We start from the raw sequence: 13,234 nt of genomic DNA on the forward strand, positions 1-13,234 counted from the left end.
GCGGATGCCGCCCGTTTCCGGCCTCGACCTGCTTCGACTGCTCGTTCGAAACCGAAGCGGAGGTGCCTCGTCAGGCTCCCGTCGACGGCCGCACCGGACGGCAGCGCTTGTGACTCGTCCGCTCGGACCACGTCTCGAGTCGCTCGATTAGTTTCACGTCGACGCCGGCCCGTTCGGCGACGACTGCCGCATCGACGCCCTCGTCGATTCTGCAACGAAGGATTCGATCGACGGTTTCGGGGTCGACATCGAGTTCCGTCGCCGGCGATTCGCCCGGGTGAAGCGGCGACCCCGACGTCTCGACGGTCAACTCCTCGGGGATCCCGACGGCTCGAGCGAGCGCCTCGACTTCGGTTCGGTAGAGGTCGCCGAACAGGAGGCAGTCGGCACCCGTCTCGCCGTGTTTCGTGACCGAGCCGAGAAGCGACTGCGTGCGGTTGACCGTTCCCACGACGAGCGCGTTCGTCGTGTTCGCGACGTAGTACGCACAGGCCATCCGAAGCCGTGACAGCGCGTTGTTCGTCGCGACCAGGTCGTCGGCCGGTCCGTCGGAGCCACCGACCGTCTCCTGAAACGCGGCCAAGACCGGCTGGAGTTGCATGCGCCTGTGTTCGATGCCAAGCGCCGTCGCGATCGCCTCCGCGTTTCGGGACACCGCCTCGTGACTCAGAAACGCCGGCATCACGAGACCCGTTACGCGATCCTGTCCGACAGCCTCGACTGCGAACGTCGCTGCCAACGCCGTCTCGACGCCGCCGTCGAGGCTCACGACCAGACGGTCCGCGCCGGCATCGGCGACCCGTTCCTCGAGGAACCGGGGGAGTCGCTCCCGGAGCCGTGCCAGCGCGTCGTCGGTGGTCGCGAGTCCGTCCGAACTGCGGGGGAGATCGGCGAGGGGCGCGTCGGAATCGGCCATCGTCATCGGACTGGCGAGGCGACGACCCCTCGAGCGACGGTCCTCCGTTGGACGCCGGGACGGTCACAGCGATCTCCCGGCCAGAGGCCGGAGAACGGACGGTCGACGGCTATATCGTGGAGTCGATAGCTCATCGTTCACTCGAGGGAGGCCGGTCACGCGATATAACAGTTTCTGACCAAATGATTAGCCAATTGCCGAGGATTGGTGGACTATACTACAATATATATCCGGAAAAGTATTGTAACATCCAAAATATTCGGCCACAAAAAAAAAAGATGAACGAACTCGACGCGGGCCGGGTCGATTCCGAGACGGAATCGTCCCGCGGTGTCAATCGGTGTTCGTCCCGCTCGATATTCACTCCGGCGTGCCGACCGGCGTCCCTACCGGACGCGATCTCGTGCCGCGAGCGACGGTCTGGCGGGGGATTCGCACCAACCGCCTGTGGTACCCCTCGAATCGCTCGATCGCCGCTGGCTCGGGCGGTTCGCGAGACGAAAGGCCCTTAAGTACCAGTCGTCTACAATGAGATGGACTAGGTCGGGCAGTTTGGCCCTGCTCGTTACCCGCGCTATGGTCATCAGCGGGGACCGAACACCGTGGGCGTCCGGTCAGACCGGCCGGGGCCTCGGGAGCCAACATGGAAGCCTCGTCCGTCGGGGACAGCGGTCTACGATGGCCGTCCGCAGGGACGACCCATCGTGGTTAGTCGGCGACAGCCCATCAGGCGCGGAAGCGAGCAGTGGACCGCCGGACACCTGTCGCTCGACGGGTCGCGGGGTGGAGAAGGCAACCGAGATTCCCCCGTCCGGAACGCCGGGCAACCGTGGCCGTCCACACTCATACTATTTCGAGTCCGACAGTACTATTCGATTGCTGAGTCCGATCTCCGCGACGGCGTCGACGGAACCCGGTACGAGTTGCGCCACGCTCGAGGCGAGGCCGCGTCGAGAGCCGGACTCCTCTAGTAACAACTGTACCGATGTACGCCTGATCGCACGACAGCTGTGCGATCAGGCGTGCATTGCCTTGCAGTGGCTCCGGGAGAACGACGGTTGTTAACACCCTTCTGTCGTACCGGACCGTATGGTGTGTCCATACCTGGAATACAGGGACGAGTCGGCCGACCGCGGTCCGTTCGACGAGGCGCGGGCGTACTGTACGGCGGCAGATCGGTTCGTCCAGCCGATGCGGGCCGACATCTGTACCGATCGCTACGAGCTCGTCCACGAGCGCGACTGCGAGATCTATCGCGACCACGACGACGGACTCGCGGAGAACGACCCTCGAGCGACGGCCCCGGAGGACGATCACGAATGACCTACGGGGACTTCCTCGCCGGCGAGCCCTGCATCGTCACCGCGGCGTTGACCGGCGGCGTCCACGGCAAGGAAACGACGCCACAGCTCCCCGAGACGCCCGCGGAAATCGGGCGGGCGGCAGCCAGGGCGGAAGCCGCTGGAGCTGCCGTCGTCCACGTCCACGCGCGCCGTCCGAACGGCGAGCGGACCTTCGCGACCGAGCGGTTCCAGGAGATCGACGACGCCATCCGCAGCCACGCCGACGACGTGATCATCCAGCACTCCACCGGCGGGACGGCAGCACCGGACGAGGCCCGGCATCTCCCGCTACGAACCGATCCCGCACCGGAGATGGCCTCGCTCGATATGGGGCCGCTGAACCGCTACGACCACCTCACCAGCGAGAACACGCGTGGACTGGTCGACTCGCTCCACGCGGAGATGGTCGACCGAGGGATCAAGCCCGAACTCGAGGTGTTCAACGACGGCCACCTGAACGAGGTTCACGGCCTGCTCGACCGTCGTGATCTCGCCGCCCCCGTCTACGCGACGCTGATCTTCGGACCCGGTACGTTGACCCCGCCCCGGCCGCGGAACTTCCTGAACGCGGTCGACAACCTGCCCGAGGGGGCACGGTTCAACACGCTCGGCTTTGGCCGCCATCAGTTGCCGTTCGCCACGCTGGGGCTACTCCTCGGGGGTCACGTTCGCGTGGGACTCGAGGATAACGTCTACTACCGGCAGGGGGAACTCGCGGAGAGCAACGCGCAACTGGTCGAACGCGTCGGCCGCGTCGCCGAGGAACTGGGCCGGGAGGTCGCGACGCCGGCACGAGCGCGGGAGATCCTCGGCCTCTGAAATCGGCGTTACCGTCGTCCCACGAACCCCGCGTCGTGACGGACCGTCTGACACTCGAGACCCTCGTGTTCGTGGATCGATCCACCGTCCGAATCGGGCGGAGTCGGTCCCGAGCCCAAACCATTAGCCGATACCCGCAACAAGGAGCGATATGGACGTCTTCGAGGCACTTCGGGCGGAGTCGGGGGTCGTCGCCGTCGTCGGTGCGGGCGGGAAGAAGACGACGCTCTACACGCTGGCTGAGCGGACGAGGGGCGATTCGGCTCGTCGAGCGGTCGTGACGGCGACGGTCCGGATCCCCATCTTCGATCGCCACGTCGAGGCGGTCGTCGTGACCGACGACCCGGTTACAGCCCTCGCGCAAACGGACACGTGGCCAGTCGGCGTCGTCCCGGAGCGAGAGCGCGAGGACCGGTACGTGGGATACGACCCCGCGATCATCGACGATCTCGCGGCGGCCGACGCCGCTGATCTCGTCCTCGTCAAAGCCGACGGTGCGCGGACGCGGGAGTTCAAAGCGCCCGACGACGACGAACCCCAACTTCCCCAGCGGGTCGACACCGTGGTCCCGATCGCGAGCGTCCACGCCGTCGGGAAGCCGCTCTCGACCGAGTACGTCCACCGACCGGAGCGGGTGGCAGCGATCACCGGACTCGAACTCGGCGATCCGGTCCGACCAGCGGACGTGGTTCGTGTGCTCGCGAGCGAGCGTGGCGGGCTGAACGGCGTTCCCGACGGGGCGACGGTCGTCCCGCTGCTCAACAAGGTGGACGATCCCGACCGACGAGCGATCGCCGAGGAGATCGCGGCGGGGGTACTCGAGCGAGCGCCGCGCGTCACGCGAGTCGTCCTGACGCGGATGATCGCCGACGAACCGGTCGTCGACGTACTCGAGAGATAGCCGTCGCTGACGGTCAGCGAGCGCGCGCTCGCGAACCGGGGGCAAGCGACCCCGGCACTGGCCGTTCAGGTAGGAGCGGTGGAAGTCGGCTCGCCGACGACTGTGGTGTCAACTCACTCATCACCGAGTCGATCGATTGCCGCCTCGAGCTCCGTGCGGGTGTTGACGTTCTCGAACGTCTCGAGGGCCGCATACTCGCGAATTTCGTCCTCGTCGACGACGACGTAGTCGAGTTCCAGCAGGGGTTCGACGATCCGTCGCTCGTCGCGCTCGAGAGCGCGCTCGCAGGCGGCGAGCATCGGCTCGACGCTATAGACGGCCTGGGTCGTCTGGAACCACTGGTCGTCGAGCCGGGGCACCGCGGCCTCGTGGTCGGCCGCCCGATCGAAGAGATGGGCGGCGAGGTCGGGATCGACGAAGGGCATATCGCAAGCGACGACGAACGCGTCCGCTCCGCCGGCTGCTCGAAGCCCCGTCGTGATACCCGCCATGGGTCCGCGATCGGGAATCGGGTCGACCGCAAACGACGCGTCCGGTTCGGGGTTCCCCTCCAGGGCGTCTCGGATCGCTGGCACCTGCTCTTCCCGACAGTTGACGACGAGGTCGTCGACGACGGGCTCGATCCGGTCGACGACGCGGCGGATCATCGGCGTCCCGGCGAGGTGGGCGACGGCTTTGTCCGCCTCGCCGAAGCGAGTCGAGTAGCCACCCGCGAGGACGATAGCCGTTCGCTCGGTTCGACCGGTCTCGAGGGTCATGGTCGACCGTTCGTCCAGCGATACGAAAAACGTCCGGTCGAATAGCCGGGCTATAGCCGACTTCGTTTGCGTAGTTCGAGCGTCCGTCGAAGCCACGAAAGAGCGTCCACAGGCCGCGTTCGAACCGATCGACAACTGAACGACATCGCTCGAGGCAACCGCTCCTCCGAGGGAAAATCGACAGGAAACGAACGTGATCGTCGTTTACGCGCCGGCCGATTCGAGGGCGTCTTCGATGTCGTCGCGCTGGGTGACACCGACGAAGCGTTCGACGATGCCGTCGTCGTTCTCGATGATGAGCGTCGGCAGCGATCGTACCTGGTACTCGTTTGCGATGTCCTGTTGTTCGTCGACGTTTACTTTCTCGACTTCGAATCGGCCCTCCCAGTCGTCCTCGAGCTCCTCGAGGATCGGATCCTGGGTCTTGCAGGGGCCACACCAGTCCGCGTAGAAGTCCTTGAGTGTGACAGTCATACGGTTCAGCGCTAGTTGCCACGCGCCGCGCATAAGGGTTTCCCACTGCCACTGCATTGCCGTCATCGCCGACGGCGTCCGGTCGAAAGGTTTAGTTTCAGGGGCACATAGGAACGGGTATGGATAAAGGACAGAACACGGGCGGCCTGATGTCCAGTGCCGGACTCGTCCGGTACTTCGACTCCGAGGACTCGAACGCGATCCGTATCGACCCCAAGACGGTCATCGCGTTCGGCGTCATGCTGGGTGTACTGGTCCAGCTACTGACGTTCGTTTCGTAACGCCGCCTTCTTCCGAAATCGCTTCGCCGTAGCGCCAGCGCCGGACCGTCGTTCCGGCTGCTAACCGTTCGTCGTAGTACTCTACCCGCTCGGAGAAAACGGCGGTACTCGAGGGGGGCTATCGCGACTCGCAGATCGCCAGGAAGTTCTCGAAGATTTCGTCGCCCTCCTCGGTGTGGGCGACCTCGGGGTGCCACTGGACGCCGTAGAGGTCCCGGTCAGTGTCGCTCATCGCCTCGACGTCGCAGACGTCGCTTTTCGCGGTTAGCTCGAACCCGTCGGGCAGTTCAGTGACCTCGTCCGCGTGGCTCGCCCAGACGCGGGTTTCGGGATGCAGCGTGCCGGTCAGCGGATCCTCCTCGTCGACGATATCGACGGTGACGTCGGCATAGCCGCCGTACTCGCCGCTCTCGACGCGGCCGCCGAGTTCCTCGGCGATCAGTTGCATCCCCAGACAGATACCAAGGACCGGCACGTCGGCCGCGAGGTAGTCGGTCGACTTCCCGATCCGATCCATGTCCGGCCCGCCCGAGAGGACGACGCCGTCCGCGTCGACGTCTTCGGGTGGCGTGTCGTTGTCGATCAGTTCCGTATCGACGCCGAGGTCACGAAGCGCCCGGCGCTCGAGGTGGGTGAACTGTCCGTGGTTGTCCACCACGACGATCTTCGTCATTGCGTGCTCGTAGCGGGCCACCCGATAAAAGGAGTCCGAAAATCGATCTCGAGTCCGACGAGCTGCCGGATCGATGTCACCACGCGCAAATAACGGACGCACCACTCGATGGAACGATTTTTGAGTACCTGCTCCAATCCCGCCATAGAACCAATGAATCGACCGCGTGTGGATGCCGGCGATATGCGGTGGGGGTGGCGCTGTCCGGTGTGTGGGACGGACGCATCGGTCTCGAGGGATCCCGATTCCGGGACGTTCCGGTGGGAGTGTGACGCCGATCGATGCGACGCGGTCGGCTTTGGTTTCACCTCGCGGCGACAGGCCCGGCTCGCTCTTCGGGAGTTCCGTAAGCGGTATCGGGATAACTATCGCTAGTGACGGTCTTCCTGCACTGCAGGGTCAAATCCGGTGGTCTGCTCTCCGCCGACCCTGCAGTCGACGGGTGAAACGCGACTAGTTGCGACCGGAATCGCAACGGTAAACGCTGCTTTTCGACTCGGAGTTCCGGTACGTTTATGCGTTCGTCACCGGATGGCAGACACATGGCAGTCGATCTCAGCGAATTCGAGCATCCGTCGTGGCTCACTGCGGCAGGAACGGGCATCGGATACGTGCTAATCCTCGCAGCGTTGACGGTGGCCATGTTCATCGTGCCGTACCTCGTCTTCTCGGCGCTCTAGCGGCGGACCGATAGACACTTTTTCCGACAACTACCGGTGTGTTCTCAAACATCGACATTTAATTCCTGCGTTCAGAGCGCGTCTGACTGCGGCTAATCCGCTTTGGCCCCAAGACTGAAGCCAGTGGTCGAATGAGAACGACATACATGTCTGAAAGAAATTCAGGTATGTTTATTAATAATACGCGTCGTGAGTTGCTGAAAGTAGCAGGTGCTGGTGCACTCTTTAGTACGACTGGAATAGTCAGCGGGCAAGACGGGGGAGGCACGTCTGGTGGGGCGAAACAGTGGACCTTCTCGACAGAGGGTGCCGTTCAAAGTTCACCAACGGTTGTTGATGGGACCGTTTTTGTTGGCAGTGATGACCATAATGTCTATGCATTAGACGCGAACACAGGTGCCGAGAAATGGGACTCCCCGTTTGAAACGAGTGGTGATCTATACTCGTCGCCCGCAGTTACCAATAATTCGGTTTATATCGCTGACGGGAGCGGGGTCGTGTATGCAATAAACGCCGACGATGGTACCGAACAGTGGCAGTACGAGACAGGAGCCAGCGACATCAATTCGTCACCAACAGTAGCGAATGGGACGGTCTATATCGGCGCGGGGGATCAGAACGTCTATGCAGTAGACGCTGCTGACGGGACCGAACGATGGGACTCACCGGTTTCGACTGACGGTGCCGTTGATTCGTCTCCGACAGTCAGTGACGGGACAGTTTATGTCGGAAGTAACGATAATAGCGTCTATGCCATTACTGCAGATGACGGGTCGGTGAAATGGTCGTTTGAGACGGGCGACTCCATCGTTTCGTCCCCAACGGTTGCTAACGGGACGGTCTATGTCGGAAGTTACGACTTCCACTTTTACGCGATCGACGCTGACAGTGGTGAGAAAGAATGGAGAACGAACATGGATTCCGGTGTCTACTCCTCACCAACGGTCGCTGATGGGGCAGTCTATGCAGCAGATTATTCGTTTGGGACGCTCTTCGAACTACAGGCCGATTCCGGTGAGAGAACACCAATTGCACCTGACGTAACGGCCAATCCAATCAGATCGTCGCCCACAGTCGCAGATGGGATCGTTTACATCGGTGACGGCGACGGAACGGTTTATGCGTTCGATCCAACGGCAAAGACCGCGGATCGAGTCGAACAGTGGCGGTTTTCAACTGACGGTGTAATTGATTCGTCTCCAACAGTCGTGGACGGCACCGTCTACGTCGGGAGCAACGATGGCACAGTCTATGCACTAGATGCGGGTGTCGAGGGTTCAAGCGAGGGCAGTCGCGTCACCCTTGGAACACTGGGGCACCACTCTAAGGCAGCGGATACAGGCTCTTCCGACTCTCCGCCTGCAGAAATCACGGTGGATCGTGATACGCTCCAGTTCGGTGCAAACGTTGTTGGCGGAACGCCAACAAAAAAATTCACTATTACAAACGATTCCGAAAGAGAGGTTAGGATAACACCTGAATCAATGGACGAAATCACGTTCATCGAGGAGTCGTGGATGGTCGACGAGTACGACTCGAGCGTTCCACCATTCGACATTCCAAAAGGAGAGACAGTCCCGCTAACCGTCGAACTAGATACAACAGAAGCCTTGGAGAGCCAGGGGTCGGACGTTTCGCTCTCGATTCCGTTCTATGCGAACGAGAAAACGGTCGCGACGATCTCGGTTGAGGCGGCAATTCTCGACGATCCCGATACGCTGGACGAAATGGCAACGGCTGCCCAACGCACGGCAGAGATGTTTAGCAGCGAAGCTGCGAAAAAAGAAAGCGTCAAAGAACTCTCTAATGCATATATCAATATTGCTCAAATAACGTACGAGTTGAGCGACAAGGATTACAGTGATGCGGAAGACGAACTTACAGCTTTCCGCGACAATATAAACAATATTAGGCATTCGACCTCGATTGGTTCTGCACTTAACTATGCTCAAGGCTTTCAAGAGGACGACTATTACAATAAATACACATCTGCTGCATCTAATTTCGAAACCGCTGCCACCAGACTCGAAGAAGATCATAGCAACCAGGAAGCAGCGAAGAAGTTCGATGATGGAATATCGAAAGTACGTGAACTCGCGGATGAATGGGTTGGTGATGGGGGACTGAACAGTGATAGACACGCGTTCAAAAAAGCACTGCAAAACGGAACTCCTGCAACTGCGGAGGATGTCCAAACGATCGTCGACGAATATACGACAGCGATCACGACGTTTGTAGATGTCACGGCACTCTCCTCATCGATGCTTACTCTTACGGCTTCACCAGTCAATACCACCGTTACGGATCCAGAGGGACGTGTCGTTGGTCCGGACCGAGTCGAAATCCCGAACGGGTCGTATCACGAGGTCACACTTGATGGAGCAGGATCAACGGAAGAGTTGATCGTGATACAGGATCGACAACCCGGATCGTATGATGTCGATGTAACGGCCGAACAGAACGCGGACACTACGGATAGCTATTCGATTGGTGTAAGTAGTGATGGCGGAGACACTCAGTTGGCCGACAAAGAGCAGATCCAGTCGATCCCGTCCGACGGCTATACTATTAGATCCCCTTCAACCGTCGCCGATGACGGATTACCAACCGACCCTGGCGAACCGTCGTTCCAAGAGGTACTGGAAGTGCTTCAGGCCCACAATACTGGAGAACAGTATAATGGAGTAGATGTGGGATTCCAGGACGTTTTAGAGGTGGTTAGTGCGTATAATGCGGGTTAGGGCTACGAGGGCTGTAACCCATCGATCTCGAATCGAGACCCTGCCTATACAAGGATCAACCACCGTTCGTTCGGACGGAGTTCGAACAAATTAGGAAGCGATTCCAGTCAGCAGCACTCACCGTCACTGGTGCGATCCGGAGCAGATTCAGATCGTGTCCGAAATACTGGTTTCTTGGCACGCGCAACCGTCGTCTATCGAATACCGACGCCACTGGAGAAAACATACCTAAAGTTACGTTGCGTCGGTCGAGAAATAACCCGGTTGCCGAACCACTCCATCCAAACGAACGCACACAGAACGCAACGAGCCGCCGTCGATCTCGGAGGGAGGGGACTCAGGCGAAGGTCTTCGAGACCTGTTCGCTCTCGTCGGATTCGGCCTGAACCTTGTCCCAGGCACTGCGGAAGTCCTCCATCCGGATTTCGGTGCGATCGTCGCGGATCGCGAACATGCCGGCCTCGGTACAGACGGCCTTGATGTCGGCACCCGATGCCGCTTCGGCGTCGACCGCCAGTTCGGCGAAGTCGACGTCGTCGGCGACGTTCATGCCGCGGGTGTGGATCTCGAAGATGATCTCGCGGCCCTCGGCGTTGGGCTTTGGGACCTCGATGAGACGGTCGAACCGGCCGGGTCGGAGAATGGCGCGGTCGAGCATATCGAAGCGGTTGGTCGCGGCGATGATCCGGATCTCGCCCCGCTCCTCGAAGCCGTCCATTTCGCTCAGGAGCTGCATCATCGTCCGCTGGACCTCGGCGTCGCCGGAGGTCTTGGACTCGGTTCGCTTGGCGGCGATAGCGTCGATCTCGTCGATGAAGATGACCGCGGGTTCGTGCTCGCGGGCGACGTCGAAGAGGTCGCGGACGAGTTTTGCGCCCTCGCCGATGAACTTGTGGACCAGCTCCGAGCCGGCCATCTTGATGAAGGTAGCGTCGGTCTGGTTGGCGACGGCTTTGGCGAGCATCGTCTTGCCCGTCCCCGGCGGACCATAGAGGAGAACGCCGCTCGGCGGGTCGATCCCGACGTCGTCGAACATCTCGGGCTTCTCGAGGGGCATCTCGACGGTCTCGCGGACCTCCTGCATCTGCTCTTCGAGCCCGCCGATGTCCTCGTAGCTGACCTCGGGGCTCTCGGTGACTTCCATCACGCGGGCGCGGACGTCCGTCTCGTTCGAGAGCGGTTTGACGATAGACAGCGAGTTGTTGACCGCGACCCGGGCGTCGGGCTCGAGGTCGTCGCGCATCTCGTCGGTGACTTCGGTCAGCGCCTCCTGGTTGTTCCCGTGTTGTTTGATGATGACGCCCTCGTCCGTGACTTCCTGGACGGTGGCGACGAACAGCGGGGACTGCTTGAGTTTCTTGTTCTCGTGGGTGAGTCGCTCGAGTTTCTGCTGGTACTTGTTGTTCTCGGCGTTGGCATCGAGGAGTTTGTCGCGCATCTCCTCGTTTTGTGTCTCGAGGATCTCCAGCCGGTCCTCGAGCGCCTGGATCTTCTCCTGTTGGGACGCCTCGTCCTCGTCGTATGGGAGGTCGACGTCGTCCACAGTATCGCTCATTACCCGTCCTTTGGAAGTTGGTTCATAAGAGACTTCGGGTAGGTGCACTCGCGAACGCGATATAACTGCAAAGCATTAGAACGAATGGAAAATATTATTACCTCGTATTCGGAATGGGAGATACGATGAGTGCTTCAGAGTCGCTTCGAGGGGAGACAAGCAATCGGGGAACATGGGACGACGTTCGGGAGCTGCCCCCGAGCGCGAAACTCGTCGCGAAAGTCCTCGAGTACAACGAGACGATGACCCAACAGCAGATCGCCGACGAGACGCTCCTGCCCTCGCGAACGGTTCGGTACGCGCTCAATCGGCTCGACGAGAAAAACGTCATCGACTCCCGCTTTTCGTTCTCTGACGCTCGTAAGCGTTTGTATAGTCTCGAACTCGAGTAATTGTGACCCTCCTCGACGGTCGTCTCGAACTCGATCTATTTTCGTTCCGATTCGACACCACCGAGGCTCCGTTCGACGGCGCGAGCGGTGTGAAGTTCAGTTGTGTCGAAAAGCGGCGTTTCGGGACAGTCCGACTGTGAAACGAGGTCGGTGATCTCGGTACAACCGAGCACGACACCGTTCGCGCCATTTGCGACGAGATCGTCGATAACATCGAGATACGTCGACCGTGACGGGTCTCGGATCCGTCCGCGGGTGAGTTCGTCGAAGACGATCCGGTCGATTTCCTCGCGAGACCCTCGGTCCGGGACGACCACGTCGATTCCGTGGTCGGCAAACCGATCCCGGTAGAACTCCCCTTCCATCGTCGCTTGCGTCCCGAGCACGCCGACGGTATCCAGACCGTCGTCACGGATCGCGTCAGCGGTCACGTCCACGATGTGGAGAAACGGTATCGAGAGTTGCTCGGCGAGCTGGGGTGCGACCCGGTGCATTGTGTTCGTCGCCATCACGACGAAGGCCGCACCGCCCGCCTCGAGGTCCATCACAGCGTCGGCGAGGTACTCGCCTGCGGCCTCCCACTGCTCGGTTCGTATGTACCGGACGATACGCTCGAAATTGACGCTACGAACGAGCACGTTCGCGCTACTGTGTCCGCCGAGGGAATCGTTGATTCCCGCGTCGAGTAATCGGTAGTACTCGACCGTCGACTGGCTACTCATCCCACCGAGAACGCCGATCGTTCGAGGGGTCGCCGTGCGAGGATCGGTCATCGAGATCCCCCGTCGCGCTCTCCATCCGTCCGTTCGATTCCGTCACTCGCCGGTTCCGGAGCGGTCGTCGGTCCGTGCATACCCGTTCCGACGCGATCGAGGATCGTTAGCGTCACCCTCACATACGCGGGTCGCGGACCACCCGGTGCCGATCAGTCGTCGAACGGATGTCGACCGAGCAATTCGGCTTCGGCTTTTCGGAGGTGCTCCAGATAGGTCGACTTCGAAACGCCGAGGTCCGTCGCCAGGTCACCCGCCGACACTCGTCGCGGCCACTCGTAGTAGCCTCGTCGACGTGCGACTGCGAGCGCTTCACGCTGGCGCGGCGTGAGACGCCGTTCCCGCCGATCGGGTGGCGAGGTCGGTGCCATCGTTCGTTCAGCCGTCGAGAGGTGTTCGAGCGAGATGTCCGCGTCACGGGCTCGTCGAATCTCGTCCAGCGATCGCTCGACCGACGACCGTGTCGTGTACACGAGGAGAGTCCACGTCTCGATGCCGTCCTCGATTCGGTAGCTGCTATCGAGGACGAATCCATGCGAGAGAACGGCTGATCCGATCCCCTCGTTCGCGTCGTACTCGATGAACACGTCCTGGGTCGATTGCCCCATCACGGGCCGGATCGCGTCCGCGGCGGATTCGAACGGATGAATCGTCCGAATGAACGAGAGTTCGTCCGCGACCGCGATCGCCTGCTCGAGTTGATCAGTCGTGTCGCCGTAGAGCGTACACCGTTCGTATCCGGAATCGCCGTCGATCGCCGCTCCGTGACCGACGATCCCAGTGCCCGTCCGATCCGTCGAGACGATGCCCCAACAGTCGGGGTGCCAGACATCGACGGTGACCTGAAGGAGTTCCGCGCTCGATTCGCTCATGAGTACTATGGTAGATGGATTGTCATATAGTTGTGGGGCAGGCCGGATTGCATCCG

Annotated in this window: 14 protein-coding genes and 1 other RNA gene; 8 read left to right on the top strand and 7 right to left on the bottom strand. The window is 61.0% G+C overall.

Annotated elements, in window-relative coordinates; all coding sequences use genetic code 11:
- Positions 1-70 precede the first annotated feature (70 nt).
- Positions 71-922 (bottom strand): NAD(+) synthase, encoded by an 852-nt coding sequence (nadE, locus tag CP557_RS08815; RefSeq protein ID WP_097379548.1) that lies wholly within the window; start codon positions 920-922, stop codon positions 71-73.
- A gap of 525 nt (positions 923-1,447) precedes the next feature.
- On the opposite strand from nadE, the gene ffs reads away from it, so the two are divergent.
- From ffs to yqeC, 4 genes are all read left to right on the top strand, one after another.
- Positions 1,448-1,760: signal recognition particle sRNA (ffs, locus tag CP557_RS08820), an RNA gene on the top strand.
- Positions 1,761-2,005: 245 nt separating this feature from the next.
- The gene (locus CP557_RS08825; RefSeq protein ID WP_097379549.1) at positions 2,006-2,239 is read left to right on the top strand and encodes a hypothetical protein; all 234 of its coding nucleotides are present in this window, start codon (positions 2,006-2,008) and stop codon (positions 2,237-2,239) included.
- On the top strand, positions 2,236-3,078 hold the full coding sequence (locus CP557_RS08830; RefSeq protein WP_097379550.1) for a BKACE family enzyme: 843 nt from the start codon (positions 2,236-2,238) through the stop codon (positions 3,076-3,078). Before CP557_RS08825 ends, CP557_RS08830 begins: the two co-directional genes overlap by 4 nt.
- Before the next feature lie 151 nt (positions 3,079-3,229).
- Positions 3,230-3,979, top strand: coding sequence for a selenium cofactor biosynthesis protein YqeC (yqeC, locus tag CP557_RS08835; protein WP_097379551.1), 750 nt, complete (start codon positions 3,230-3,232; stop codon positions 3,977-3,979).
- A 113-nt stretch (positions 3,980-4,092) separates the two neighbouring features.
- Here the strand turns inward: yqeC and CP557_RS08840 are convergent, their stop codons facing one another.
- Entirely contained in the window at positions 4,093-4,737 is a 645-nt protein-coding gene (locus tag CP557_RS08840) for a molybdenum cofactor guanylyltransferase (protein ID WP_097379552.1), read from the bottom strand.
- 204 nt (positions 4,738-4,941) lie between these two features.
- Entirely contained in the window at positions 4,942-5,244 is a 303-nt protein-coding gene (locus tag CP557_RS08845; RefSeq protein WP_097381592.1) for a thioredoxin family protein, read from the bottom strand.
- A gap of 86 nt (positions 5,245-5,330) precedes the next feature.
- On the opposite strand from CP557_RS08845, the gene CP557_RS08850 reads away from it, so the two are divergent.
- Positions 5,331-5,492, top strand: a complete 162-nt coding sequence (locus CP557_RS08850; protein WP_097379553.1) for a preprotein translocase subunit Sec61beta — start codon at positions 5,331-5,333, stop codon at positions 5,490-5,492.
- Between the two features lie 118 nt (positions 5,493-5,610).
- Here the strand turns inward: CP557_RS08850 and CP557_RS08855 are convergent, their stop codons facing one another.
- Positions 5,611-6,165: a GMP synthase subunit A gene (locus CP557_RS08855; RefSeq protein ID WP_097379554.1), complete on the bottom strand. Its 555-nt coding sequence runs from the start codon at positions 6,163-6,165 to the stop codon at positions 5,611-5,613.
- 542 nt (positions 6,166-6,707) lie between these two features.
- Here CP557_RS08855 and CP557_RS22525 point away from each other — a divergent pair.
- Both CP557_RS22525 and CP557_RS08865 read left to right on the top strand, forming a co-directional pair.
- Complete coding sequence (locus CP557_RS22525; protein ID WP_169924361.1) at positions 6,708-6,845, top strand: hypothetical protein; 138 nt, start codon at positions 6,708-6,710, stop codon at positions 6,843-6,845.
- Between the two features lie 146 nt (positions 6,846-6,991).
- On the top strand, positions 6,992-9,586 hold the full coding sequence (locus CP557_RS08865; protein WP_169924362.1) for a beta-alanine-activating enzyme beta-propeller domain-containing protein: 2,595 nt from the start codon (positions 6,992-6,994) through the stop codon (positions 9,584-9,586).
- Between the two features lie 337 nt (positions 9,587-9,923).
- Here the strand turns inward: CP557_RS08865 and pan1 are convergent, their stop codons facing one another.
- Positions 9,924-11,141, bottom strand: coding sequence for a proteasome-activating nucleotidase Pan1 (pan1, locus tag CP557_RS08870; RefSeq protein ID WP_097379557.1), 1,218 nt, complete (start codon positions 11,139-11,141; stop codon positions 9,924-9,926).
- Between the two features lie 125 nt (positions 11,142-11,266).
- Here pan1 and CP557_RS08875 point away from each other — a divergent pair, with 125 nt between their 5' ends.
- Positions 11,267-11,533 carry a MarR family transcriptional regulator gene (locus tag CP557_RS08875; protein ID WP_097381593.1) on the top strand — a complete coding sequence of 89 codons (267 nt, stop codon included), beginning with the start codon at positions 11,267-11,269 and terminating at the stop codon, positions 11,531-11,533.
- A 35-nt stretch (positions 11,534-11,568) separates the two neighbouring features.
- Here CP557_RS08875 and CP557_RS08880 read toward each other — a convergent pair whose 3' ends face one another.
- Complete coding sequence (locus CP557_RS08880; RefSeq protein WP_097379558.1) at positions 11,569-12,306, bottom strand: aspartate/glutamate racemase family protein; 738 nt, start codon at positions 12,304-12,306, stop codon at positions 11,569-11,571.
- 152 nt (positions 12,307-12,458) lie between these two features.
- The gene (locus tag CP557_RS08885; RefSeq protein ID WP_097379559.1) at positions 12,459-13,178 is read right to left on the bottom strand and encodes a helix-turn-helix domain-containing protein; all 720 of its coding nucleotides are present in this window, start codon (positions 13,176-13,178) and stop codon (positions 12,459-12,461) included.
- Between the last annotated feature and the right edge of the window lie 56 nt (positions 13,179-13,234).

Origin of the sequence: Natrinema ejinorense (genome assembly GCF_002494345.1) — an archaeon.
Lineage (GTDB): Archaea > Halobacteriota > Halobacteria > Halobacteriales > Natrialbaceae > Natrinema > Natrinema longum.